The 26,537-nt window shown below is 60.3% G+C and carries 19 protein-coding genes; 4 read left to right on the forward strand and 15 right to left on the reverse strand.

Annotation, left to right across the window (positions count from 1 at the left end; genetic code table 11):
• Window positions 1-19 precede the first annotated feature (19 nt).
• Together H8F22_RS28520 and H8F22_RS28525 are read left to right on the forward strand one after the other, a co-directional pair.
• Window positions 20-1,882, forward strand: coding sequence for a bifunctional O-antigen ligase/aminoglycoside phosphotransferase family protein (locus H8F22_RS28520; RefSeq protein WP_027922026.1), 1,863 nt, complete (start codon window positions 20-22; stop codon window positions 1,880-1,882).
• Window positions 1,882-3,099 carry an acyltransferase family protein gene (locus H8F22_RS28525; RefSeq protein WP_027922027.1) on the forward strand — a complete coding sequence of 406 codons (1,218 nt, stop codon included), beginning with the start codon at window positions 1,882-1,884 and terminating at the stop codon, window positions 3,097-3,099. The genes H8F22_RS28520 and H8F22_RS28525 overlap by 1 nt, the downstream gene beginning before the upstream one ends.
• A 61-nt stretch (window positions 3,100-3,160) precedes the next feature.
• On the opposite strand, the gene H8F22_RS28530 is transcribed toward H8F22_RS28525, so the two are convergent.
• From H8F22_RS28530 to glnE, 15 genes are all read right to left on the reverse strand, one after another.
• Window positions 3,161-4,045 carry a glycosyltransferase gene (locus H8F22_RS28530; protein ID WP_027922028.1) on the reverse strand — a complete coding sequence of 295 codons (885 nt, stop codon included), beginning with the start codon at window positions 4,043-4,045 and terminating at the stop codon, window positions 3,161-3,163.
• Window positions 4,042-5,196: a glycosyltransferase family 4 protein gene (locus H8F22_RS28535; RefSeq protein ID WP_027922029.1), complete on the reverse strand. Its 1,155-nt coding sequence runs from the start codon at window positions 5,194-5,196 to the stop codon at window positions 4,042-4,044. Before H8F22_RS28535 ends, H8F22_RS28530 begins: the two co-directional genes overlap by 4 nt.
• Window positions 5,193-6,635, reverse strand: coding sequence for a PIG-L deacetylase family protein (locus H8F22_RS28540; RefSeq protein WP_027922030.1), 1,443 nt, complete (start codon window positions 6,633-6,635; stop codon window positions 5,193-5,195). The genes H8F22_RS28535 and H8F22_RS28540 overlap by 4 nt, the downstream gene beginning before the upstream one ends.
• Before the next feature lie 8 nt (window positions 6,636-6,643).
• Window positions 6,644-7,540 carry an antimicrobial resistance protein Mig-14 gene (locus H8F22_RS28545; protein WP_059181746.1) on the reverse strand — a complete coding sequence of 299 codons (897 nt, stop codon included), beginning with the start codon at window positions 7,538-7,540 and terminating at the stop codon, window positions 6,644-6,646.
• On the reverse strand, window positions 7,540-8,670 hold the full coding sequence (locus H8F22_RS28550) for a glycosyltransferase (protein WP_027922032.1): 1,131 nt from the start codon (window positions 8,668-8,670) through the stop codon (window positions 7,540-7,542). The genes H8F22_RS28545 and H8F22_RS28550 overlap by 1 nt, the downstream gene beginning before the upstream one ends.
• The gene (locus H8F22_RS28555) at window positions 8,654-10,411 is read right to left on the reverse strand and encodes a carbamoyltransferase family protein (RefSeq protein WP_194940976.1); all 1,758 of its coding nucleotides are present in this window, start codon (window positions 10,409-10,411) and stop codon (window positions 8,654-8,656) included. The genes H8F22_RS28550 and H8F22_RS28555 overlap by 17 nt, the downstream gene beginning before the upstream one ends.
• Before the next feature lie 164 nt (window positions 10,412-10,575).
• Window positions 10,576-10,911, reverse strand: coding sequence for a YceK/YidQ family lipoprotein (locus H8F22_RS28560; RefSeq protein ID WP_194940977.1), 336 nt, complete (start codon window positions 10,909-10,911; stop codon window positions 10,576-10,578).
• Window positions 10,912-11,146: 235 nt separating this feature from the next.
• A complete protein-coding gene (locus tag H8F22_RS28565; protein ID WP_194940978.1) occupies window positions 11,147-12,598 on the reverse strand; it encodes a lipopolysaccharide kinase InaA family protein in 1,452 nt (483 codons plus the stop codon).
• The gene (locus H8F22_RS28570; protein WP_027922036.1) at window positions 12,598-13,350 is read right to left on the reverse strand and encodes a lipopolysaccharide kinase InaA family protein; all 753 of its coding nucleotides are present in this window, start codon (window positions 13,348-13,350) and stop codon (window positions 12,598-12,600) included. Before H8F22_RS28570 ends, H8F22_RS28565 begins: the two co-directional genes overlap by 1 nt.
• Window positions 13,347-14,081: a lipopolysaccharide kinase InaA family protein gene (locus tag H8F22_RS28575; RefSeq protein WP_027922037.1), complete on the reverse strand. Its 735-nt coding sequence runs from the start codon at window positions 14,079-14,081 to the stop codon at window positions 13,347-13,349. Before H8F22_RS28575 ends, H8F22_RS28570 begins: the two co-directional genes overlap by 4 nt.
• Entirely contained in the window at window positions 14,081-14,887 is an 807-nt protein-coding gene (gene rfaP / locus H8F22_RS28580) for a lipopolysaccharide core heptose(I) kinase RfaP (protein ID WP_027922038.1), read from the reverse strand. The genes H8F22_RS28575 and rfaP overlap by 1 nt, the downstream gene beginning before the upstream one ends.
• Window positions 14,887-16,008, reverse strand: a complete 1,122-nt coding sequence (locus H8F22_RS28585) for a glycosyltransferase family 4 protein (RefSeq protein WP_059181747.1) — start codon at window positions 16,006-16,008, stop codon at window positions 14,887-14,889. Before H8F22_RS28585 ends, rfaP begins: the two co-directional genes overlap by 1 nt.
• A complete protein-coding gene (gene waaC / locus H8F22_RS28590; protein WP_027922040.1) occupies window positions 16,008-17,069 on the reverse strand; it encodes a lipopolysaccharide heptosyltransferase I in 1,062 nt (353 codons plus the stop codon). Before waaC ends, H8F22_RS28585 begins: the two co-directional genes overlap by 1 nt.
• Before the next feature lies 1 nt (window position 17,070).
• Entirely contained in the window at window positions 17,071-18,105 is a 1,035-nt protein-coding gene (gene waaF, locus H8F22_RS28595) for a lipopolysaccharide heptosyltransferase II (RefSeq protein ID WP_194940979.1), read from the reverse strand.
• A 328-nt stretch (window positions 18,106-18,433) separates the two neighbouring features.
• Window positions 18,434-21,373 carry a bifunctional [glutamate--ammonia ligase]-adenylyl-L-tyrosine phosphorylase/[glutamate--ammonia-ligase] adenylyltransferase gene (glnE, locus tag H8F22_RS28600; RefSeq protein WP_194940980.1) on the reverse strand — a complete coding sequence of 980 codons (2,940 nt, stop codon included), beginning with the start codon at window positions 21,371-21,373 and terminating at the stop codon, window positions 18,434-18,436.
• A 383-nt stretch (window positions 21,374-21,756) separates the two neighbouring features.
• Between glnE and aceE the strand changes: the two genes are divergently transcribed.
• Together aceE and aceF are read left to right on the forward strand one after the other, a co-directional pair.
• Window positions 21,757-24,402, forward strand: coding sequence for a pyruvate dehydrogenase (acetyl-transferring), homodimeric type (gene aceE, locus H8F22_RS28605; protein ID WP_027922043.1), 2,646 nt, complete (start codon window positions 21,757-21,759; stop codon window positions 24,400-24,402).
• Window positions 24,403-24,413: 11 nt separating this feature from the next.
• The gene (gene aceF / locus H8F22_RS28610; protein ID WP_059181750.1) at window positions 24,414-26,375 is read left to right on the forward strand and encodes a dihydrolipoyllysine-residue acetyltransferase; all 1,962 of its coding nucleotides are present in this window, start codon (window positions 24,414-24,416) and stop codon (window positions 26,373-26,375) included.
• Window positions 26,376-26,537 lie beyond the last annotated feature (162 nt).

Consider the following 26,537-nt stretch of genomic DNA (forward strand, 5'->3'; position numbering starts at 1 on the left):
CAGGATTGAATCTCTCAGCATGCAACTCAGCGGTTTCAATAGTGCGTCAAATCGAGTTTTCGATTTCATTTGCCTCTGGATTCTTCCACTCGGCTATCTCTTGCTCCTGTGTGCCCTGTTCTTCCTGCCGGGCCGAAGTTTGCACCACAAGCTTTTTTATGGCTTGTTCAGCATTCCAGCGCTGATCGCCCTGTGCCTGCGTCCCCGGGAACTCAAGGAAATGATTCGTGAACCGGTGTTCGTCGCCGTGTTGGTGTTCGCGGCCTGGGCGCTATTGAGTTTGTGCTGGGGACCGGACAAGGGGGGCTTCGTCGGCCAGTTCAAACCACCGCTGCATACCTTGTTGTTGTTTGTCGGTTGCTATTTTCTGGTGCGCTATCGCAGCGAAATCATCCAGCCTTTGCTATTCACCGCGGCAATAGTCGGACTGATCGGTACCACCCACGATCTGTTCCTGTTCGCCCGCGTGTACCAGCCCGGCCTGCGATTGATCGGTGGTGGCGCGTTCGACAATCCGCTGCTGAGCTCTCACATGTACGGTTTTTACGCAGCCTACTGGATGAGCATGAGCATGATCTGCAAGCGCCGCCGGATGCTCTGGCTGAGCTTCCCGGCGCTGGCAATCATGTTCGCCGCCGTGATCGCCACGGGCTCCAGGACACCGCTGGTTGCACTGACGATGGCAGCACTCTGGCTGGGCTTCATTTGCTGGAACCGTCGCTCCGTCGTATTGCTAGGTGCGTTGGTTGCCGGCGGCGCTACGGTTTATGGGCTGTTTGCGCGAATGATCATTCTACGAGGCGACTCTTACCGCCTCGAAATCTGGCAACTGGCCTTGCAGAAAATTGCCGACCACCCCTGGATCGGTCATGGTTATAACGCCAATCTGGCCATCGACCCTGGCATTGGCGTCAACTATCAGGAGCCTCACAGTTTTGTCCTCGGCGTGCTCTATTACGTCGGCATTCTGGGTTTGCTGCCTTGGTTGTTTGCCCAGCTATGGGGACTGTTCAGCAGTTGGCGCAATCGTCTGCAACCGCTGTTTATCATGGCCTCGACCTGGCTGATATTCGGTATCGGCGCAGGCCTGACCGAGGGCGGCGGCATCATCTCCCGACCCAAGGAGCATTGGTTCCTGCTGTGGATCCCGCTGGCTTTGATCGTCGCGCTCAGCATCAACCAGCGCGCCAGACGCTTGCTGACGATGCCCGTCAAGACACTGGCGCCGATCGCCCAGCAACAACTGACTGCCAATGCGCAGGTGATCGAAGAAGATGGCCTGGGCCCTAAAGTCCTGCGCCTGCTCGATGGCAGCTTCCTCAAGCTGTTTCGTGGCCGCCGCTGGTACACCTCGGGCAGTTTCAACCCCTACTCCGAACGCTTTGCCGTCAACAGCGAGCAATTGCGCAACCTGGGGATCCCTACCCCGCCTATTCTTGCCCTTTATCGCCTCGCGGACGGCAGCAGTGCCGTGCACTATTCGCCGCTGCCCGGCAATACGCTGCGCCAGGTCCTGCAAGGCATTACCGCGCCGGCGGTGCGTCAAGCGCTGGTGGAGCGTTTCGGCAAGTTCATGGCCCAACTGCATGAACAAGGCGTTTATTTCCGCTCACTGCACTTGGGCAATGTGCTGGTGCTCGAGGATGGAGAGTTTGGTTTGATCGATGTGGCTGACCTGCGCATTTACCCTTCTTCCTTGAGCCTGGCGCTGCGTCAGCGCAATCTGCGCCATATGCAGCGCTACACGGTGGACCGGCGCTGGTTGTTCGAAGAACACTTCGAGGCGCTGCTTCAGGGCTACGCCATGACGGCACCCAAGTCCGCTGTCGAGAATCTGCACCGGCAAGTGCTGGCCGGGAGCACCCCGGCCCGGGCTCATTGATGACTGAAACCAACCCACTCATTGCGCTGGCAGCTTATCTGCTAGCCATTGCGACTTCGGCCCTGTTGTTGCGCGCAGTGCCGAAAATCGCCCGACACATCGAACATTCCGGTGAAAGCCGCTATGCCAGCATTGATGGGCTGCGCGGTTATCTGGCGTTCGGCGTGTTCGTGCACCACTCGATCATTACCTTGATCTTCCTGCGCACGGGCGTGATTGATTTTCCGCCCAGCAATCTCTACTCACAGCTCGGACAGGGCAGTGTCGCGCTGTTTTTCATGATCACCGGCTTCCTGTTCTGGAACCGATTGCTCACCCAGGGACGCCAGCACGACTGGCTGGCCTTCGCCATATCGCGGTTTTTTCGCCTCTACCCGCTGTACTTGCCGCTGATGCTGATCGTGTTTATCACGGTGTTCTACCTGCAGAACTGGGAGCTCAAGGACTCCGGCATGCGCTTTTTCGGCCAGATCCTGGCCTGGCTGACCTTCGACCGCCCGGACGTCAACCAATACCACCAAACCGGCATGCTGATCTCCAATGTCACCTGGACCCTGGGCTACGAGGTGTTTTTCTATATGGCACTGCCCCTTGCCGGCATGGTGTTTATCTACCGGGGCAGTTGGTTGCAAGTGGTGTTGTGCCTGATCGGCATTGTCGCCCTGTACAAAGTGATTGGCCTGGAGCACTCGCTGAAGAAACACTTTATGGCGAGTTTTCTCGGCGGTATCGGCGCTGCGTACTGGATTCGCAGGCCGCAACTGGTGGCCTGGAGTCAGACGCGAATGGCGGGGATTATCGCGCTGCTGGCATTGGCGATTGCCTTCACGGCATTCAACCGTGCCTTCAGCGTGAGGCCAATACTGCTCATGTCATTGTTTTTCGTGATTGTGGCGTCCGGCAACACCCTGTTCGGCGCGCTGAAACCACGCAGCATTCGCTGGCTCGGTGAAATCAGCTACAGCACCTATTTGCTGCACGGCTTCGTACTGTGGGTGTTGATCCAGCGCCTGCCGATGGCGCTTGATCTGGACGCTCGCGATATCTGGACCTTCCTGCCGCTGCTGGCTGTCTGCAGTTGCCTGTTGATCATCATCAGCAGCCTGACGTTCCTGTACATCGAGAAGCCGGGCATCACGGCCGGCAGGAAAGTGTTGCAGTGGCTGCGTCAACGCAAAAAAGCCGACAAGGCTCTGGCAGAGAAAGTCGCTCGCTGAAGCATCGCACATCCTTGTTGCAGCTGGCGAAGCCAGCTGCAAAGTGTGCATCAATGCAGGGTCAGTCTTTTTCCAGCGGTGAAAAGTACAGCCGCCCCAGACCACGCCAGGTTTTCTTGTTCCAGGCCTTCAACGGGATCTGCGCCAGCAGTTCGCGGGCCAGTTTGCGATCGCGGTTGGCGGTCTTGAGAAACATCGAGCTGAGAAACTTGTAGCGAACCTCGTCGTACAGCGGATGATCGCTGAACAGCGCATAGGAACGCAGGATGTTATCGATCATGAAGCGGTGATTTTTATAGGAGTTGGTGGGGTGCTTGCGATAGCGCGCCATCAACACATTCAGGCCGTCGATAAAGTACCCGGCGTGGGTCACCTTCAGTTCGATCAGCAGGTCTTCCAGGCGAATGTTCGGATCGAACCCGCCGACCTTGTCCAGCGCTTCCCGACGGATCATCAGGGTCGGGGCCGGTGGATAAGGTTTACGTTCCAGGAACATGTCATCGAAGTCCAGACGGCGAAACGGCACATCACGTCGCTGACGCTTCTCCGGGTACAGATTGCCGTCGGCGTCGATCAGCTCGATGTTGCCGGCGCAGATACCCACCTCGGGCTTGCCATCCATGTACTCAACCTGAATAGCGATGCGTTCCGGCAGCATGATGTCGTCGGAGCCGAATGGCGCGATCAAACTGCCGTTTGAGCGCGCGATGGCAGCGTTGAGCGTGTTCGTCAGGCCCTGATTCTGTTGAACCCGAAAATCGAATCCATATTGCGCCTGCAGCGCACTGATGCGTTCGACGCTGTCGTCTTTGGAGCCGTCGTCAACCACCAGCAGTTCGATGTTTTTGTAGGTCTGATTGAGGACGCTGAGAATGCTTTGCTCAATATAGGGACCGTGGTTGTACGACGCGATGATGACCGTGACGAGAGGTTGCGTGGTACTCATGGCTGCTCCTTGCGGGCTTGATCCAAACCGGAGTCGATCAGGTTCAGGTACTCCTGGCGGAACACCTCGATGTCATGTTGTTCCTGCAGATAACGGTAGGCCTGCTCGCCCTTGGCCTTGAGCTCGTCATCCGACAACCCGAGGTAGGTATCCAGCGCCGCGACCAGGCTCGGCACATCCTTGGGCGTAATCGCCAGCCCGCCTGCCCCTTCAATCAGCGGCAGCATGGCCGGCACGTTGGAGGCGATCACCGGCAGATGCCCGCTCATGCCTTCGAGCAGCGCCAACCCAAGGCCTTCCGCCAGGGATGGCATGGTCCAGATGTCGAAAGCGCGGATGTACTGCAAGGCGATTTCCTTGAAACCCAGCAGGTGCGCGCGCCCGGACAGGCCCAGGCGTTCGATCTCGGCCTTCAGGCGCGACTCTTCACGACCGGCACCGATGATCGCCAATTGAGTGTTCGGGTATTTGTCCTTGAGCGCGGCAAACGCCTGCAACAGATAGGTGTGGCCCTTTACCGGCACCAGACGCCCCAATGCGCCAATCAGGCGCACCGACGGATCAATGCCCAGCATTTCGCGGGCGCGCTCGCGGCTGTGCTGCAAACCTTCGGCCTGCTCGATGTCGATGGCATTGGTGATCGCGTAGGTGTTCTGGTCGGTGAAACCGCAATCGCAGTCCAGCAGGTACTGCTTGACCGCTGGGGACACACCGACAAAACGCCAGTGACGATCGATCAGTCGCTGGGTCTGGCGGCGCCGGTAAAACCGGTCGTACTCGCCGAAACCGTGGGAAATGCCGATGCACAGCGGTACTTTCAACCAGCGGTTAAGCGTCAACATCATGTTCACGGGCTTGAAGCGGTTACAGATCACCACGTCGAACTTTTCCGCACGGCAAAACTTGTACAGCGTCCACATCGCCCGCAGGCGCATGCCCTTGAGGGATTTGTCGGAAAACTCGAAATACACCGAACGGTCGGCCCGGCTTATCGCCTCACCCGGCCCGGGTTTGCCGCGCAGGAACGCCGCCGTTACTTCGTAGCGCTCGTTCGGCAAGGCCTTGACGATCTGCTCCGCGAGGTCGGCAAAATCATGGGCTTTGACGTTGTAGTCAGGCTGCAATTGCAGAACCTTTAGCCGCTGGCTCATAACTCTCCCCGCTGCGAAGCGTTTATTGGTGTGTGCTTGAGTATCCACAAGAGCTCGTGACGTCGAACCGCCTTGCGAAAGAATTCGTTCTCGCCGTAGGCCGGCGGTTTGCGCCTGGCCAACAGCCGCTGGATCAATCGGCGCAGACGACGCTTGAACGGCATCGGCGGTTGCAGGTCATGCATCATGCCCAACGCCATGGCTTTATCGCGCTGAAGCTCCAACGACAATGGCAGGCAGCAAGGCTGCATCGGCATGGCCGGGTCAAAGGCTGGCGGCAACGCGACACCATGACCGGCGTCGCCCATTGGCCAGCGGTCGTTGTCGTGCAGATGGTTGGCATAACCAAGCAGTGTGGTCGGCTGCCATTCCAGGCCTTTCAAGGCTTCGAGGACCGCTTGTTGCGCACAGATATGATCGGGGTGCGGATCGAGGGTCGGGTGCGGTAGCACGATCACTTCGGGACGTGCTCGCAGTAATAATTCACGCAGGTCGGCCAGCAAGTTATTCCAGGTCGGCGCTCCGTCGGTATCGCCCGGCAGGGCAAACGGGTTCAACTGGCGAAACAGCCGCGTGTCGCTCAGGTCCGCTTCCCGCGACGCGATCGGTTGCGTCGGCGTGGCCTGCATCGCCGCCAGTTGCAGACAGAAATAACCCAGCTGCACGCAATGCGCTTGCGGCACGCCAGCCCAGCGCGGCACCGCGATGCTGTCCCAAGCCCGCAAACGTCCCTTGAGGCGCGCGGCCTCGACCTTGTTCAGACCGATCTGTTGATAATGCTCGGCTTCGATTTCACCGGCGGTCAGGGTGACGATCCAGGCTTCATCGGCCTGGCTGTACAAACCGTAGGCGGCCAGTTCGGCATCGTCGGCGTGTGGCGCAATCACCATCACCCGTTGACGACGGAAGTCGGGTTGCTCCAACGCCCACAGCACCGGCTCGCCGAGCAGGCGGCAGAAGCGTCCACGCAGACGCAACTCGCCGCGCGACAGTACTTGCGCCTGACCACTGAGGTTCAGGTAGCGCAGGCCGTTAACGCCACGCTCGAAGGTTTGGCAGTCCGGGTTATCGCCACCCGACAACGCCACCACTGGATCGAAAAAGCGTCCCAGCCAGCTGCTTTTTACTCGCAGCGCCAACACCAGTGTGGCGTCGTCGACGAGCATTACGCCGTCATCCAGCCGCAAACGCTCACCGTCCAGGTGCACCTTGGGTTGCGGGGTGTAGGCCGGGAAGCTGTAGTGGTAATCGTCTTGGGGGGAATAAAACAGGTGGTCGGCGAACCAGGCCTCATGGGCAATCCAGCCCAGCACGGCAAGCACCAACGGCAGCCACCAGGCCACCAGCACGCCAAGGGCAATCAACAGCACCAGCGCAATCAACAGGCTGATGCGTTTGTTGCGCCGATGGCGCTTGAGCAGTTGCTGTTTGCGGCTCATGGGTTCACTCACACGGTAAAAACCGGCACAGGATTGCACCAGCGGTCCTTGTATTCCCGGTCGGCGCGGCCGAAGGAAAACCGCAAAGGCTTGTCGAGGGCGCGAGCGTGTTCCCAGGCACTTTGCGTGTTGAGGAAACTCAGTACACTGCCAGGGCTGAACTCGCGGGTTTCGGGATCGACGCCACCGTTGATGTACTCGACGCTGATCCATTCCGGCGCTTCGACGCGGTACACCAGTTGAATCGCTATCGGTGCATCGTTGAGGAAAATCACCGAGCCGATCAGCAAGTCGCGCAGCAGCTCGACCACCTCGCCCATGCGCTCTGCACCCGTGGCCGGGAAGCCCCAGCGGCGCTGGAAAAGGTCGCAATAAATCGCGGCCAGCTCAGCACTGGAAAATTCGGAGACAGGACGCACAACGCCACCGGCTTCTTCCAGCAGGCGCAATTCACGGCGCTGGTTGTAGCGGAATTTTTTCGACAGTTCTTCGGGCGTGCGCGCCATGGCCAGTTGTTCGGCCTGTAGCTTGATATCGCTGAAACGGCCTTCGTTGAGGGCCGACAGATAACGCCCGCGATGGCGCAGCGGTGCGTGTGCATCGGCGGCCGCCGGCAGGATCACCTCGGCATTGCCGAGGTCGAACAAGCCTTTTTTGCCACAGCGCTTGAGCACGTCTTTGGACAGCGCCAGGTCGCGCCCCCAGGTCGGGATGGCGGCTTTCACTTCACCGTTTTGCTCCCAGGCCAGGTAGCGCACAGGGATCTCGGCCAACTGCGCCAGGCGCTCAACCACCATGGGATGCGTCGCGACGCTACCGCCAAAACGCTGCCACGCCTGTGCATAAGTCGGGGCGTCGATCACCGTCCAGCCACGTTCGCGCCAGCCTTGAAATCGGTTGAGCATCAGCCCCTCGGTGCCAGTTCTGTGACGTGTGGCATATGCCAGAAAGCCTCGCGCACGGCGCGGTCGGAGAATCGCTCACGCAAGCGGTCGAGCATCAACTCGGCACACTGGTGACGCTGCTGCTCGTCCATCGCGGCCAGATGGTGCAGCCCTTGAGCCAGGCGCTCGGCATCGCCCAACGGGAACAGGATGCCGACCCCTTCAACGACTTCCCTCGCGCCACCGCACGCGGTCGCGATCAACGGCACGCCCGCGGCCATGGCTTCGAGCAGCACCATGCCGAACGGTTCGTGATCGGAGCTCAGGGCGAACACATCGAAGGCACGGAAGTAGCGACGAGCATCCGGTACTTGACCGAGAAACAGCACCCGATCGCCTATACCCAGTTCCCGGGCCAGTTCCTTGAGGTCCTGTTCCAGTCGACCTTTACCGAGAATCACCAGTTGGCTGTTGGCCGGCAACTGCGGTAATGCCAAGGCAAAACCATGCAGCAGCGTGTTCTGGTCCTTGTCCGGATGCAGTCGTCCGACGTTACCGACAATCCAGGCATCCGCCGCCAGGCCCAGGGTTTCCCGAGCCTCGCGAACCGACACCTGGCTGGTCTGTAACGCCGGGACATCGATCCGGTTATAGAGCGTCTGAATTCGCCCGGCCGGCCATTTCGGCAGGCAGCTGCGCATGTCGTCACGCACCGAGTCGGAGATTCCGAGCAGGCTGAGGCGCTTGCGGAAGATATGAGCGAACAGCTTGCGAGTGCCGCGCTTGTAATCGCCATACCCGTGATGCACACCGATGACCGGCAGCGAAGTCCCAAGCAGCGCGATGTAGATCGGCTTGAAGCGGTGGGCAATGCAGAAACTGAAATTGCGCGAAGCGGCGATCTTGCGCAGATCGCCGATGGCGCCCAGCTTCAGGCCACGAATGGCCTTGGAGCTGTATTCCATGAACAGCACTTCATCGGAAGCGCAGCCCGCAGCGACTTCACTGTCGGCGGCCCCGGTCAGAAAGACCGTGGTCACTCGATAGCCGGTCCCCGCGAACAGGCTGGCGTACTGCCGAGCGCAGTCCAGAAACGGGCCGTCATAGCCGTGACAGAACTGCAACACATGGCGTTCAGCCGAGCGAGTCATATGCGTCAGCGCCCTCTTTAACCACCAGGATGTCTTCCATGATCAGATACTGTAGGTCAGAGCCGAAGAACATGTTCAGGGCATCGGTCGGCGAGCAGATCATCGGCTCGCCACGACGGTTGAGCGAGGTGTTCAGCGACACGCCGTTGCCGGTCAGCACTTCCAGCGCTTTCATCATGTCGTAGTAGCGCGGGTTGTACTCGCGCTTGAGCACCTGGGCCCGGGACGTACCGTCTTCGTGGACGACTTCCGGCACGCGGGTCTTCCACTCTTCAGCCACTTCAAAGGTGAAGGTCATGAACGGCGCCGGGTGATCGATCTTGATCATCTGCGGGGCCACGGTGTCGAGCATCGACGGGCAGAAAGGCCTCCAGCGCTCGCGGAACTTGATCTGGTGGTTGATACGGTCAGCCACGCCAACGGCGCTCGGGCAACCGATGATCGAACGACCGCCCAAGGCACGCGGACCGAACTCCATGCGCCCCTGGAACCAGGCCACCGGGTTGCCGTCGACCATGATTTTGGCGATGTTTTCCGGCATGTTGGCGAGCTTGCGCCAGACCGGTTTGCTCGGGTGACGGGCACAGGCAGCGAGCACGTCTTCGTTGGTGTACGACGGGCCGAGGTAGACGTGTTCCATCTTCTCGACCGGCACGCCACGGGCGTTAGACACATAAGCCGCCGCACCGACCGCCGTACCGGCATCACCGGATGCAGGCTGTACGAACAGCTCTTTGACGTCATCACGAGCGATGATTTTCTGGTTGAGCTTGACGTTCAACGCACAGCCACCGGCGTAGGCCAGCTTGCCGGTTTCCTTGAGCACGTCGCCCAGGTAGTAGTCGATCATCTGCAGCGCGATTTTTTCGAACAGCGCTTGAATGCTCGCGGCATAGTGGATGTACGGCTCGTCGGCGATGTCGCCTTCGCGCTTCGGTCCCAGCCACTCGATCAGCTTCGGCGAGAAGTAGTAGCCTTTGCCCTTCTCTTTGTAGCGACGCAGGCCGATGACGTTGGCGTAGTCGGTGTTGATCACCAGCTCGCCGTTTTCGAACGAAGCCAGGCGCGAGAAATCGTATTTGCTGGCGTCGCCGTACGGCGCCATGCCCATGACCTTGAACTCGCCGTCGAGCATATCGAAACCGAGGAACTCGGTGATCGCGCCATACAGGCCACCGAGGGAGTCCGGATCGAAGAATTCCTTGATCTTGTGGATCTTGCCGTTCTCGCCGTAACCGAAGAAGGTCGTGGCGTACTCACCCTTGCCGTCGATCCCCAGGATCGCGGTTTTCTTCTTGAAACCGGAGCAGTGGTAAGCACTGGAGGCGTGGGCCAGATGGTGCTCGACCGGCTCGATCTTGATTTTCTTCGGATCGAAGCCCAGTTGCTCGAGGCACCAGACAATCTTGTTGCGATAACGCTTGTAGCGACGGTTGCCCATCAGGATCGCGTCAAGCGCGCGGTCCGGGGCGTACCAGTAACGCTTGGCGTACTGCCAGCGAGCCTTGCCGAAAATACTGATCGGTGCGAATGGAATCGCCACCACATCTACGTCGGATGGCTTGATGCCCGCCTGTTCCAGGCAGAACTTCGCCGACTCGTAGGGCATGCGGTTCTTTGCATGTTTATCGCGCACAAAGCGCTCTTCTTCAGCCGCCGCGACCAGCTTGCCGTCGATGTACAAGGCTGCGGAAGGATCATGGCTAAGGGCGCCGGACAGGCCAAGAATCGTCAATGCCACAGGGGTCTAGCCTCTTTAGTCTGCATGCAGGCGACAAGCGCCTCAAAAATTAATGTGCCCTCGCAAGCGGCGAGAGACAGCTAAAGGGCGGGATTATAGCGTAAACATGGCGGGAATGACCCAGCGCTTATTGTCCTACAAGGGAGGAAAGCATGAGGCCCCGCTTATCCTCGGCCCGGGCGCCAGTAAATGCTGAGATTGCCATCTGTAGCCTGGCGGTAGATCGTATACGGCAAGGACACGGTATCGAAGACACCCGACAGGCCCAGGTCCAGCAGCACGAACGGCACGAGGAAGCCGGTGGGATTCGGCGGGGCATTCAACACACAAAAGTCATAGGCCAGGCCGCTATAAATGCGGGGAATGGATTGACAGTAGGTTTTTTGTTTCCTGAGACTGCGGGCTGCGTCCTCATCAGCTTGCAACACCGTCATCGTGGTCCCGCAGCCGGTCAGTGCGAGCGAGAAAGCAGCCAACATAACAGCCATTTTTATGGTCAAGATTTGCCCTCCGTGAACGTCAGGCAAATTAGCATCGCGGCTATTCAGGGCACAGTTCATGGGGTCTGTAGATCACGTAGGACAATTCATCAGAACTCGTCCTCTAGATCTCAGGCGGCGGGTCTGGCCGTCGTCGGAACGCCGCCCGGAGCAGGCTCACTCCTACACTGGATCTGCGTCGTGCACAAAACCACTGTGGGAGCGAGCCTGCTCCCGATAGGACCGAAGGTCCGATTCAGGCGGCGCCGGAGATATCCTTGGGAAGACGCTGATCAATGACCTGATACAGCGCGCTGCTCTCAGGCCAATTGCGCATGAACCGTGCCCGATCCCGCGCATAGGCCGGGGCAAAGCTGCCCACCGAGCCATGCTGACACATCGAATCCAGGTCAATCAGCGCCCAGCGATCTTCCTGCCAGAACAGGTTGTGGCCCTTGAAGTCACCATGGCTGATGCGCGCGCCGATCAGTTCGGCGAACAAATGATCCAGCGCCAGCAACTCCGCCTCCGGCGCATGGCCGTTTTCAACGTAGGGCGCAAAACGCTCGATGATGTCCGGACCCGGCAAATACTCAGTCACCAGATAGGCCCGACTGCGCAACCAGAGAAACCGCGTCTCCAGCAGCGCCAACGGCTTGGGCGTGGCAATGCCGAGGAATGCCAGGCGATTGCCTTCACGCCACGAATGCCACGCACGGCTCGGACGCCAGAAGCGTTTGAGCCAATGGGCAAAGCCTTTGATGTTGTAGCGCTTGATCACCAGCGTCCGACCATCAATATCGACTTTTCCTACACTCGCCGCGCCGCCGGTCTTGTACAAATGGCCTTGATCGAGCAGGGCATCGGCCTGCCCCAGCACCGGCAGCATCGCGGCCTCTTCCTCGCGACGAATCGCCCGCAGCCCGAACGCCCCGCGCTGGACGCTGAACAGCGTGCAATCGCGGCCGACCTTGATCAGAAAGTCTTTCAAACGCCAGGCGCGAACCTTATCGATCTGCTTCTGCAAGGCCTCCATGGGCAAGGCGTGCTCGCCGTTGCTCAACAAGTAATACACCAGCAGTTCTTCGATGAACGGCTCCAGCGTCTTGGGCAACTGCGCAAAAAATACGCCGAGGTTTTCCAGGACTTTGTTGCGCGACAGCGGTTGGCCCGGCGTTTCAGCACAGACACCGCCGCCATCGATCAAATACAAGCGGCCGCGCTGACGCAGCAGGTTGTCCAAGTGCAGGTCTTCCTGCCAGAGTCCCTTGCGATGCATTTGGCCGATTGCGCCCAATGCCTCGGCAATCACGGCCCCTTGCATGTCCGCCAACACGGGCAAGTGTTCGACTATTTTCCAGGTCTCCCCCAGGCTCTCGGCGCCTTCGAGGAAATCGAACAGCAGCCAGCCACCCTCGCCTTCCTTTAGCCCATCCGCCAGCAGTTGCGGTGTGGTCAGGCCTTGATCGGCCAGCAAACGCACGCCGGCCAGTTCACGCTGAAAATGCCGCGCCGCTTTGCTGCCGACCAATAATTTGGCCAGCACCGGACGGCCACGCCAGACACCGGCACCCACATAACGCTGCCCCGGCAAGACCCGCAGCAAGCTCAACAATTGCAAATCGGCGGGGCCTGCGGCATCGGCCAGAGGAATGCTCATGGGCAGGCTCGGGGTGCGGCCGGCGTTCTTCAGTTCGGACAAACGCATCAGCGGGTCTCCTTACGACTGCGCCGCGCAGTCAGACGTGACACCCAACTGTCCACCAACGCACTGTCCCGAGGCTGATCGACATAGACCGCCAGCAATTCGCGCAACTGCGCGTCGGTCCACTCCGGCGCGCGACGCAGCAACGGTTCCAGATCCTTGACCCGGTCACGTTGACCGAACAACAGCGGCCGGGTCTTTTCCAGGTCGATCAACTGAGCCAGATAGCCGTCGCCGCTCGCCTGAAGAAAAATATGTTTGGGGTAGAAACAACCATGAACCTGACGCACGCCGTGCAGGCGCCGCGCCAGTTCGCCACAGGCTTTGAGGATGGCCGAATGTTGCGCCTCGCTCAGGTCCGACCAACGCTGCAACAGCGAATCCAGGTCATCCCAGCCGTCCAGCGCGCGAGTCAGCAGCACCGCGCGGACTTCACCGTTGATTTTACGCTCACCAAAAAACACCGCCTTCAGCGCCGGAATACCGAGTTTTTCATAGCGGCTGATGTTGCGAAATTCGCGGGCGAAGCTCGGCTCGCCGAAAGGCGCGTGGAAGGTACGCGTCAGGTAGTTGCTCTGGCGCTTGAGGTAAAAACCACGCCCCTCCAGATCCAGCCGAAACACACTGCTCCAGCCACCACCCGCGGTATTGGGCTCGTCCACAGCCTCGAGCTGTTTGGCCCAAAGCGCATCGAACGTGCCGAGGCCATGGCGCTCAAGCAGCGCACGGTCTTCAGCGGCCAGGAAATCAGTCATTCGCGTCCCTCGAAAAATCTCACCACGTGCCGGATGCGTTTCTTGTCGGCGGCATTCAGCCGGTCACGCTGGCGGTATTGCAGATAAAAGCGCAGGCGCTGGGTCGCCGACAGGTGGTATTTGGCCACCTTGTCGAGGCAGGCCAGGTCTTTGGTGATGCGGTACTTAAGCCAGAAGCCGTGCCAGAAATCGCCATTGGGGCAATCGATCAGGAACAGGCGGGCTTGATCATCGACCAGCAGGTTGCGCCACTTCAAATCGTTATGGGTAAAGCGATTGTCGTGCATGGTCCGGGTGTAACCGGCCAGCTGCCGACTGATCGCATCGACCCAGGCGCGGTCCGCCAACTTGGGATCACGCCGATCAGCGAGGGCCGACAAGTCTTCGGTGTTGGGCAACTCGCGGGTGATCATCGCCCCGCGGTCGTATGCCGCGCCGCGTCGCTCCAGGCCCCAGGCCACCACTTCGGCGGTAGGAATGCCCCACTTGGCGAAGCGCTTGAGGTTCTGCCATTCGGCTTTCACCCGGGGTTTGCCCAGGTAACGGCGCAGGCCTTTGCCGGCGCCGACGTAGCGTTTGACGTAGTAATTAATACCGTTGCGATTGACGCGAATGACCTCGGACAACAGGTCGCGAGTCAGCCGCTCACCTTGCAGCGCGAACACCGCTTCAAGGCTGCCAAAATCTTCTGCCAGATCGCTGTAAGCGGGCTCCAGTTTCCAACCCGCCATCAGAGCGCATCCCCATATCGCTGTTTACGGTCATAGAGTTTATTGGCCTTGCCCTCAAGCCAGGCGAGCAATGACGCTTCCTCGGCCAGAATCTGGCGCAGCGGCTGTTGGAAGTAGCCCTTGAGGAAACGCAATTTGTCACGCCGGGTCAGGCCAATGTCCAGGGCCGAAAAGTACAGTGCCGCCAGATCCTTGTTGCGCCAGCGCTGGGTGATCGCCGGGCGGGTCTGGGCACGGTGCAGGTCGATCACCGAGAGTTTGAAATCGTCAGCCGTCACCGGTTTATCGGTGTGCAGCAGGAAGTGGCAGATGTAGCAGTCGCGATGGTTGACCCCGGCGCGGTGCATCATGCCGGTCATGCGCGCGACTTCGGCGATCAGCGCACGCTTGAGCGCAGGCGCAGGCGGATGCTTGATCCAGTCGATGCTGAAGTCTTCGAGGCTGACGGTCGGCGCCAGTTCTTCGGTAACGATGAACGAGTGTTGATCTGCCGGGTTGCTGCCCTTCTCGCCGTAAGCCACGGCGGTCATGGTCGGCACGCCGACTTCTTGCAGGCGCTGAATGGCTTTCCATTCCTGACCCGCGCCGAGGACCGGCAGCTTGGCCGTCAACAGGTTCTTGAAGATCTCGCCCCAGCCAATGCCACGGTGGATCTTCACGAAAAAACCGTTGCCGTTCACTTCAGTGCGCAACGTCCGGCGCGCTTCCAGCTCACGGTAAACCTCGCCCTCGAGGCCTTCGACTTCGGTGAACGCATCGCGTCCGGCCCAAAGGCTCTTGAACGGTTCAGCCAGCATCAACTTCATTAAGCGTGCTCCGCCAGAATCACATCGGCCGCGTGTTGCGGCATGCTGTAGAGGTCGGCCGTCTCGGCAAAGGCCAGACCGTTGCGGCTCCAGGCCGCCCGTGCTTGAGCGTCGTTCAACATGCCCCTCAGGTACTGCGTCAGTTGGGCCTGCTCGAAGGGTTCGTCCAGCACCAGCCCGGCGTCGGCCTCGGCGATGTAATGGGCGTAACCACACACTGCGCTCACCAATACCGGCAACCCGGCCACCAGGGCTTCGAGCAACACGGTCCCGGTGTTTTCGTTGTACGCCGGGTGGATCAACAGGTCGGCACCGAGCAGGAAACGCGGGATATCGCTGCGCCCCTTGAGGAACGTCACGTTGTCGCCCAGCCCCAAAGCAGCGCTCTGCATCTGGAATAATTTGGGGTCATCCTGGCCAATTACAAACAGCCGGGTGCGCTTCTTCAGATCGGCGGGCAATGCGGCCAGCGCCTTGAGGCTACGATCCACGCCCTTGGTCTTGAACCCCGAGCCGATTTGCACCAGCAGCAGTTCATCGTCTTTCAGGTTGAACTCGGCACGGAAACCGGCACGAATTTCGGCCGCATTGGGCGGCGCGCGACGGTCCTGGGAAATTCCCGGTGGCAGCAGGTGAAAACGCTCCAGCGGCGTGTCGTAATGCTTGATGAACAGCGGCTGCTGCACTTCGGAAATCATCAGCACTTCGGTCTTGGCGTCCTTGGCGAACACCGCGCGCTCATACTCGGCAAAGTGTCGGTAACGGCCCCAACGCCGGTACAACGAGTGCCGCAGGTTCTGCGCCTTGTCTTCGAAGCAGCCGTCGGCGGCGTAGTAAACGTCCAGGCCCGGCATCTTGTTGAAACCGATCAAGCGGTCCACGGGGCGTTTGGCCAGGTCCGCTTCCATCCACTCACTGAGTTTTTCGTTACGGCGATGATTGAACAGCGCCTTGACCGGTGCCACCAGCACTTCGAAACCCGGCGGAACGTCGCCCTCCCAGATCAGCGTGTAGACACGGATCTGATGGCCACGCTGCTGACATTCAAGGGCGATGCGCATGAAGTCACGCTGCAGCCCTCCGAACGGAAAATACTTGTACAAGACGAATGCCAATTGCATCAGCGCAGCTCCTCAGCCAGTAACAACGTGCTCAGTCGGGTCGCGACACGCTCGGGATTCAGACGCGTGAAGCACAGCGGCCACTCGCGTTTCAGGTTGAACTGACGGGCATCCTGTTCCGTCGGTTGATACGTGCATTTCTTTTGCAGGCACGGTGCGCAGGGGAAGTCGCTGGCGATGTGAATCTGCGCTTTACCGTAGGCGCCGGTCAGGCCCGGGTTGGTCGGGCCGAACAGCGACAGGGTCGGGACGTCGAGCGCGGCGGCCAGATGACCAAGGCCGGTGTCCACGGCGACACAGGCCTGCGCGCTGGCCAGCACTTTGCCGACACCGGCCAGGTTCAGTTTGGGCAGCACTTCGACATGGCGGAACCCGGCGGCGATGCGCTCGGCCCGGGCTTTCTCGATCGGGTTGCCCCACGGCAGTTTCACGCCGACGCCCAGATAACCAACGCGTTCGGCCAGCTCACGCCAGTAGGCTTCCGGCCAGTGTTTGGTGTCCCACGTGGTGCCATGCAGGAACAGCACATACGGATTCTTGCGTGGCAGTTCGACCAGGCGTTCGACGTTCAGGCCGTAATCGCCCAGGCCTTTGGGCAAGTCGTAGCCCAACGCCAGGGCGAACAATTGACGCACCCGCTCCACCGCGTGCTGTCCACGGCCCACCGCCAGGCGGCGGGAGTAGAAGCGTGCAGCCACCGGCTCGCGCGCCGAATCCTTGTCCAGCCCGGCGACCGGCGCCTTGACGTAGCGTGTCAGCCAGGCGCTCTTCAGCAGGCCTTGGGCGTCGATCACCAGATCATATTTTTCGGCACGAATGCTTTGTTTGAAGCGCTTCCACTCGCCACTCTTGATGGTTTGCCAGAGGTTCTTGCGCCAGCGACGGATCGCCACCGGGATCACCTTGCCCACGGCCGGGTGCCAGGTCGGAATCTCGGCGAAGCCTTCTTCCACCACCCAGTCGAACGTGATGCCGGGGATCGCCCGCGCCGCATCGGTCAGCGCCGGCAACGCGTGAATCACGTCGCCCAGCGAAGAAGTCTTGATCAGCAGAACCCGCAAACTATTTGACCTCGACCACAGTGCCCTGCAACCGCTGCAAGGCTTCGTTCACGGCTTGCGGCATCAGCTGGCGCAAGCAGTTGTAATGACCGAAACGGCACGTGCGATCGAAGCACGGACTGCATTCGATGCCCAGGCGTACCACTTCGACATGCTCGGCCAGCGGCGGGGTAAAGCCCGGCGATGTCGAGCCATAGACGGCCACCAGCGGGCGGTTCAACGCGGCGGCGACGTGCATCAGGCCGGAGTCGTTGGACACCACCGCGTCAGCGCAGGACATCAGGTCGATGGCTTCCGCCAGCGAGGTGCCACCGCTGAGGTTGACCGACTCTTCACGCAGGCCGGGAATCAGCCGCGCACGGATGTCTTCGCCCACCGCGTGATCGTTTTTCGAACCGAACAGCCAGACTTGCCAGCCTTCGCGAATCTTCGCTTCGGCGACCTTGGCGTAATGCTCGGATGGCCAGCGCTTGGCCTCGCCGAACTCGGCGCCGGGGCACAGGACCAGCACCGGACGGTCGAGGGTCAGGTCGAATTTGGCCAGCGTCGCTTCGCGGGTGACCGGGTCGATCTGCAAGCTCGGGCGAGGATAAGGGGTCGGCAGTTCGGCGCCGGGCTCAAACGCCAGGGCCATGAAGCGCTCGATCATCAACGGATAACGTTCTTTATCCAGCGTGCGCACGTCATTGAGCAGGCCGTAGCGGAACTCGCCACGCCAGCCAGTGCGTTTGGGGATGCCGGCGAAGAACGGCACCAGCGCCGACTTCAGCGAATTGGGCAGCAAAATCGCCTGGTCGTACTGGCCGGCCAGGGATTTTCCGATGCGCCGACGGGTCGCCAGCTCCAAGGCACCGTGGCCGAGCGGAAAGCTCAAGGCCTGCCGGACTTCGGGCATGCGCTCCAGGATCGGCCGGCTCCACTCGGGGGCCAGGACGTCGATTTCGCATTGCGGGTGGCGTTGCTTGAGGCACTGAAACAGTGTCTGCGCCATCACCATGTCACCGACCCAACTGGGCCCAACGATCAGAATTTTCATGTGGCTTCCAAAAACGAACCGGGGAGGCCTACGCCTCCCCGCCTCGAGAATTCTACAAAACACTGCAGATCTACTGTGGGAGCAAGCCTGCACACGAGAGGGGCGTTACATCCAACATCAACGTCGCCTGAGACTCCGCAATCGCGGGCAAGCCCACTCCCACAGGGTTTTGCGCTCTGTCCTGCTTCTGCAATTCACCGCAGATCACTGTGGGAGCGGGCTTGCCCGCGATTGCGCAGTGACAGTCAGCATAAATGTTGTATGTGACGGCCCTCTCGCGAGCAAGCCCGCTCCCACATGGGGTATCCAGCGTTACAACTATCCTGTTTCAGCTTAACCCCAGCTCGCGCCAGATCCGCACTACCTGCCGGCGTTCATCGACAAACTGATCGCCTGGTATCACCCCGGCGTCCTTCTGCAAGGCCTGCCGGTGAGCGGCGGAGCGGTAGGCTTTATAGGCCTCGCGCAACAAGTTGGCGTCTTCGACGGGCATCAGCCCTTCGTGCTCCAGCTCTTCCAGAATGCGGATGTTGTCGGTCCAGCGCAGCAATGGCGGGTGTGTTTCGGACCACGCCAGGGCCGCGTATTGCACCATAAATTCAATATCGACGATACCTCCGGCGTCCTGCTTGAGATCGAACGGCGCCGTGGCCTCGAAGGCATTTGCCCCGGTGCCGGCCGCGGTGCTCTTGCTGCCAAGGTTGTCGCGCATCTTGGCGCGCATCTCGCTGACCTCCTGACGCAAGGTCGACAGGTCCCGCGCCTTGCCCAATATCGCCGCGCGCACTTTCTCGAACGCCTGGCCGACATCCTGACTGCCCACTAGTACCCGCGCTCGCACCAACGCCTGATGCTCCCAGGTCCAGGCTTCATTTTCCTGATAGCGGGCAAACGCCCCCAGCGAACTGACCAACAACCCCGATGCACCGGACGGTCGCAGGCGCATGTCCACTTCATACAGCTGGCCGGAGTTGGTCTGCGCCGTCAGCAAGTGAATGATCCGCTGCCCCAACCGAGTAAAAAATTGCGCGCCATCAATCGGTTTAGGCCCGTCGGTTTCTGCTTGCGGATCGCCGTCGTGGATAAACACCAGGTCAAGGTCCGAACCATGCCCCAATTCCAGTCCGCCGACTTTCCCATAACCGACAATGATGAAGCCGGGATCGCACAACGTGCCGTCGGTGCGCAGCGGCGTGCCGTACTTGGCCACAGTCTGGCGCCAGGCCAGGGCCAGCACTTGTTCCAGGATCGCTTCAGCGAGCCAGGTCAGGTAATCGCTGACTTTCATCAACGGCAGGCTGCCGGCAATTTCCGAGGCGGCGACGCGCAAGCGATGCGCCAGTTTGAAATGGCGCAGGGCTTCCATTTGCTGTTCGAGGTCGTCCTCGGGAATCCGCGTCAGGCGCTCGCGCAACTCGGCGGCCAGTTCCGGCGCCAGCGGCGGCTTGAATAGCCGGCCCTCGTTGAGCAATTCGTCGAGCAGCAGCGGGAAACGGGTGATCTGTTCAGCGATCCACGGGCTCGCAGCGCACAAGGTCAGCAAGCGGCGCAGCGCACCGGGGTTTTCGGTCAGCAACACCAGATACGCGGAGCGACGAGCCACGGCTTCCACCAGCGGCAGCACGCGCTCCAGCACCAGATCCGGATTGGCATGTTCAACGGCCTGAGCCAGCAAACGGGGAATAAAGGCATCAAGGCGTTCTCGGCCCAAGCGCTGCATCGCTCGCAATTGCGGGCTGCTGCGCAAACCGGCCAAGGCTTTCAGGGCTTTGGTGGCGTCCTTGAAACCGCCCTCCTCCAACTGACGGCAGGCCGCCTCTTCGTCCTGAGCCTCTTCCCACAGCGGCAGCCATTCGCCGCCGACCACCACTTCGCTTTCAGTGCCCTCCTCTTCATCGGGATCGGCAATCACCTGAGCGAAGTGCCAGGCCACACGACCACGCCAATACATCAGTTGCTCGTGGAAAGCGTCCCAGTCGGCGAAGCCCAACATAAAGGCAATACGCGCCTGATCCTGCGCGCCGTCAGGCAGCATCTGGGTCTGGCGGTCGGCAATCGCCTGGATCGCGTGCTCGGTGTAACGCAGGAATTCGTAGCCTTCGCGCAACTCGCTGATCACCGCCGGTGGCAGATAACCCTGACCTTCCAGCGTGCTCAGTACTTTTAATAGAGGGCGTTGTTGCAGGCTCAGGTCGCGGCCGCCGTGGATCAGCTGAAACGCCTGGGCAATAAATTCGACTTCACGGATGCCGCCGGAACCGAGCTTGATGTTGTCGGCCATGCCCTTGCGCCGCACTTCCTGCTGGATCAGCTGCTTCATGGTGCGCAGCGCTTCGATGGCCGAGAAATCCAGGTAACGCCGGTAAACGAACGGGCGCAGCATCTCCTGCAATTGCGCGCCGGCCACTTGATCGCCGGCCACCACCCGCGATTTGATCATCGCGTAGCGTTCCCAGTCGCGGCCCTGATCCTGGTAATACTGCTCCAGCGCATTGAAGCTCAAGACCAATGCACCGGCCGAACCGTATGGCCGCAAGCGCATGTCGACGCGGAACACGAAGCCGTCGACGGTCATCGGGTCCAGCGCCTTGATCAGGCGCTGGCCAAGACGGATGAAGAATTCCTGGTTATCCAGCGAGCGTTTCACCCCGACGGTTTCGCCGCCCTCGGGGTAGGCGAAGATCAGGTCGATGTCCGACGACAGATTGAGCTCCACGGCGCCGAGCTTGCCCATGCCGAGGATGACCATCTGCTGCGGCTCGCCACTGCGGCGGCCAGTCGGCACGCCGAATTGCTGGCAATGACGCGAATATAACCACTGATAGGCTTGATCGATGCTCGCATCGGCCATGTCCGAGAGGTCGCGGCAGGTCTGGACCAGATCGGCCTGACGGGTCAGGTCGCGCCAGATGATTCGCACTTGATGACGGGTGCGCTGGCGACGCAGGACGCGGCCGAGCTCGTCTTCGGTTTGCGCTGCATTCACCGCCGCCGCAATCTGCGCGCACAGCTCGCCGGGCGCGAAGCTGCGGTCCAGTTCGCCGGACTGCACCAGAGCCAGCAACATCAAAGGGTCACGCACACTCTGTTCAATCACAAAGTCGCTGGCCGCCGCGACACGGGCGAATTGCGCCCAGCGTTCAGGTGTCCAGGTCGACAGAGCATGGTCATCTTCAAGTGCCGCAACGGCGGCACGGAACGACTGCTCGGCACGGGTGACAAACGGCTGGAGAATGGCGGGCAGTTCGGCAAGCGCGGGAAGGCTCATGGTCTATCCTTGATCGGCGTAGAACGGGTTGCATGTAGTGAATTTTCATATTGCACTACGTGGAGGACTGTCGAACAAAAGTTAGAAATAGCTGAAAATTCTTTATTTTTGGCAGTGAACATCAAGCTTTCACCTTTTGTGGTTGGTAAAAGACCAACCTTAACGATTATTCTCACAACGCAGCCGGAGGCCACAAGCCATTCATCTGTAGTTTTACTACTCGTATATACATTCGAAAGGCTGAAATGCCCGAAGATTTGTAGTAAAACTACACGCCGCCGGAACAACCTCTCGGCAATCCAAGAATTTATATCGTCTGCCCACAAGGCCAGTCGCAAACTCAGGCAACCGATTCTGGAAGCCTTTCCGCCCTGGAGCAAGCCATGCAAGACCTCGATCCCGTCGAAACCCAGGAATGGCTGGACGCCCTGGAATCGGTTCTCGACAAAGAAGGCGAAGACCGCGCTCACTATCTGATGACCCGTATGGGCGAATTGGCGACCCGCAGCGGTTCGCAACTGCCTTACGCCATCACCACGCCATACCGCAACACCATTCCCGTTACCCACGAAGCACGCATGCCTGGCGACCTGTTCATGGAACGCCGCATTCGCTCGTTGGTACGCTGGAACGCGATGGCCATGGTGATGCGTACGAACCTGAAAGATTCTGACCTGGGCGGTCACATCTCCAGCTTCGCCTCCAGCGCCACCCTGTATGACATCGGCTTCAACTATTTCTTCCAGGCCCCGACCGACGAACACGGCGGCGACCTGATCTACTTCCAGGGCCACACCTCGCCAGGCGTTTACGCCCGTGCATTCATGGAAGGCCGCATCACCGAAGACCAGATGAACAACTTCCGCCAGGAAGTCGACGGTCACGGTTTGTCGTCCTACCCGCACCCTTGGCTGATGCCTGACTTCTGGCAGTTCCCGACCGTATCCATGGGGCTGGGCCCGATCCAGGCGATCTACCAGGCACGTTTCATGAAGTACCTGGAAGCCCGTGGCTTCATCCCGGAAGGCAAGCAGAAGGTCTGGTGCTTCCTGGGCGACGGCGAGTGTGACGAGCCGGAATCCCTGGGCGCGATCTCGCTGGCTGGCCGCGAGAAGCTCGACAACCTGATCTTCGTCATTAACTGCAACCTGCAGCGCCTCGACGGCCCGGTTCGCGGCAACGGCAAGATCATCCAGGAACTCGAAGGCGTTTTCCGCGGTGCTCAGTGGAACGTGACCAAAGTCATCTGGGGCCGTTTCTGGGACCCACTGCTGGCCAAGGACGTCGACGGTATCCTGCAACGTCGCATGGACGAAGTCATCGACGGCGAGTACCAGAACTACAAAGCCAAAGACGGCGCGTTCGTGCGTGAACACTTCTTCAACTCGCCAGAACTCAAGGCGATGGTTGCTGATCTGTCCGACGACGAGATCTGGAAACTCAACCGTGGCGGCCACGACCCGTACAAGGTCTATGCGGCGTACCACGAAGCGGTCAACCACAAAGAACAACCGACTGTCATCCTGGCCAAGACCATCAAGGGTTATGGCACCGGTGCCGGCGAAGCGAAGAACACCGCGCACAACACCAAGAAGGTTGATGTTGAAAGCCTGAAGCTGTTCCGCGATCGTTTCGACATCCCGGTCAAGGACGAAGAGCTGGAAAACCTGCCGTTCTTCAAGCCAGAGCCAAACAGCGCCGAAGCCCGCTACCTGAGCGAGCGCCGCACTGCACTGGGCGGTTTCGTACCACAGCGCCGCGCGCAGAGCTTCAGCGTGCCAACGCCGCCACTCGATACCCTCAAGGCAATCCTTGATGGCTCGGGCGACCGTGAGATTTCCACCACCATGGCGTTCGTGCGGATCCTCGCGCAACTGGTCAAGGACAAGGAAATCGGCTCGCGCATCGTTCCGATCATCCCGGACGAAGCCCGTACCTTCGGTATGGAAGGCATGTTCCGTCAGTTGGGCATCTACTCCTCCGTCGGCCAGCTCTACGAGCCAGTCGATAAAGACCAGGTGATGTTCTACAAGGAAGACAAGAAGGGCCAGATCCTCGAAGAAGGCATCAACGAAGCAGGCGCCATGAGCTCCTTCATCGCTGCCGGTACTTCGTACTCCAGCCACAACCAGCCAATGCTGCCGTTCTACATCTTCTACTCGATGTTCGGCTTCCAGCGTATCGGCGACCTCGCCTGGGCCGCTGGCGACAGCCGTACCCGTGGCTTCCTGATCGGCGGCACCGCCGGCCGGACCACACTGAACGGCGAAGGCCTGCAACACGAAGATGGTCACAGCCACATCCTGGCCGGCACCATCCCGAACTGCCGCACCTTTGATCCAACCTACGGCTATGAGCTGGCGGTGATCATCCAGGACGGCATGAAGAAGATGACCGAAGAGCAGCAGGACGTTTTCTACTACATCACCGTGATGAACGAGTCCTACCAGCAGCCAGCCATGCCGGCCGGTGTCGAGGAAGGCATCATCAAGGGCATGTACCTGCTCGAAGAAGACACCCGCGAAGCGGCACACCACGTTCAGCTGATGGGCTCCGGCACCATCCTGCGTGAAGTCCGTGAAGCGGCGAAGATTCTGCGTGAAGAGTTCAACGTCGGCGCTGACGTATGGAGCGTTACCAGCTTCAACGAACTGCGTCGCGATGGCCTGGCCGTCGAGCGCAGCAACCGCCTGCACCCGGGCCAGAAGCCTAAGCTGAGCTACGTCGAAGAGTGCCTGAACGGCCGTAAAGGTCCGGTCATCGCCTCTACCGACTACATGAAGTTGTTCGCTGAGCAAATTCGTCAGTGGGTCCCGTCCAAGGAATTCAAAGTCCTGGGCACCGACGGTTTCGGCCGCAGCGACAGCCGCAAGAAACTGCGTCATTTCTTCGAAGTCGACCGTCATTTCGTGGTGTTGGCAGCCCTGGAAGCATTGGCTGACCGTGGTGACATCGAACCTAAGGTTGTGGCTGAAGCCATCACCAAGTTCGGTATCAACCCGGAAAAACTCAACCCACTGGACTGCTGAGGAGAGATTCTGTGAGCGAACTCATTCGCGTACCTGACATCGGCAGCGGTGAAGGTGAAGTAATTGAACTGTTTGTGAAGGTCGGCGACCGTGTCGAAGCCGACCAGAGCATCCTGACGCTGGAATCGGACAAGGCGAGCATGGAAATTCCTGCGCCTAAAGCCGGCATCGTCAAAAGCATTAAAGTGAAGCTGGGCGATCGCCTGAAAGAAGGCGACGAACTGCTCGAGCTGGAAGTCGAAGGTGCCGCTGCTGCGGCCCCTGCGGCTGCCGCTGCGCCGGCTGCAAAAGCTGAAGCGAAACCGGCTGCTGCTCCTGCTGCCGCCGCCGCGCCAGCTGCTGCGCCGGCTACCGCTTCGATTCAGAAAGTGCACGTGCCGGACATCGGTTCGGCGGGCAAGGCCCAGATCATCGAGATCCAGGTCAAGGTCGGCGACACCGTCGAGGCTGATCAATCCTTGATCACCCTGGAATCCGACAAGGCGAGCATGGAAATCCCATCGCCCGCCGCTGGCGTGATCAAGGCCATCAGCGTCAAGCTCAACGACGAAGTCGGCACCGGCGACCTGATTCTGGATCTGGAAGTGGCAGGTGCTGCGGCCCCTGCTGCTGCTCCAGCTCAGGCTGCTGCACCTGCCGCCGCTGCTCCGGCACCTGCCGCTGCGGCCCCGGCTGCACCGGTTGCGGACAGCGTTCAGGACATTCACGTCCCGGACATCGGTTCGGCGGGCAAGGCCAAGATCATCGAAGTCCTGGTCAAGGCCGGCGACACCGTTGAAGCCGACCAGTCGCTGATCACCCTGGAATCCGACAAGGCGAGCATGGAAATCCCATCGCCTGCCGCTGGCGTGGTGGAAAGCGTTTCCATCAAGCTGGATGACGAAGTCGGTACCGGCGACCTGATCCTCAAGCTGAAAGTCAAAGGCGCTGCGCCTGCTGCTGCCCCGGCTCCGGCCGCCGCTGCTGCACCGAGTGCTCCGGCGCCAGCCGCTGCTGCACCTGCCGCCGCCGCACCGGCTGCCGCCCCGGTTGCTGCTCCAGCCAAGCCTGGCGCCAAAGTTCACGCCGGCCCGGCCGTGCGTCAACTGGCTCGCGAGTTCGGCGTCGAGCTGAACGCCGTCGGCGCCAGTGGCCCGCACGGTCGCATCCTCAAAGAAGACGTGCAGGTTTACGTCAAAGCGATGATGCAGAAGGCCAAGGAAGCACCGGCCGCTGCTGCCGGCGCAACCGGCGGCGCAGGCATCCCGCCAATTCCGGTCGTGGACTTCAGCCGCTTCGGTGAAACCGAAGAAGTGCCGATGACTCGCCTGATGCAAATCGGCGCGTCGAGCCTGCATCGCAGCTGGCTGAACATTCCGCACGTGACTCAGTTCGATTCGGCTGATATCACCGAACTGGAAGCGTTCCGTATCGCTCAGAAAGCCGTTGCAGAGAAGGCCGGTGTCAAGCTGACCATCCTGCCGCTGCTGCTCAAGTCCTGCGCGCATTTGCTCAAGGAACTGCCGGACTTCAACAGTTCGCTGGCACCCAGCGGCAAAGCGATCATCCGCAAGAAGTACGTGAACATCGGCTTCGCCGTCGACACCCCTGAAGGCCTGCTGGTACCGGTCATCAAGAACGTCGACCAGAAGAGCCTGTTGCAACTGGCAGCCGAAGCCGCTGCGCTGGCCGCCAAAGCCCGCGACAAAAAGCTCACCGCTGACGACATGCAAGGCGCCTGCTTCACCATTTCCAGCCTCGGCCACATTGGCGGCACCGGCTTCACGCCGATCGTCAACGCGCCGGAAGTGGCGATCCTCGGTGTTTCCAAGGCAACCATCCAGCCAGTCTGGGACGGCAAAGCCTTCCAGCCGAAACTGATGCTGCCACTGTCGCTGTCCTACGATCACCGCGTGATCAACGGCGCCGCTGCTGCACGCTTCACCCAGCGTCTGAGCAGCCTGCTGGCGGACATCCGCACCATCCTGCTGTAACACCGAGCGGCCCTCCTTCACCGGAGGGCCGCTCGCGTTCCACGTTTTCCGAGCGCCACGCTCGTACCTCAACCCCGCCAATTTGGCGGGGCTTTTTTTGCCCTGAATAAAGCTTCTTCCTACAGCAGCGGCTTACATTGCCCACAACTCAAGTCCACTTCC

Origin of the sequence: Pseudomonas mucoides, assembly GCF_015461845.1 — a bacterium.
GTDB classification, from domain to species: domain Bacteria; phylum Pseudomonadota; class Gammaproteobacteria; order Pseudomonadales; family Pseudomonadaceae; genus Aquipseudomonas; species Aquipseudomonas mucoides.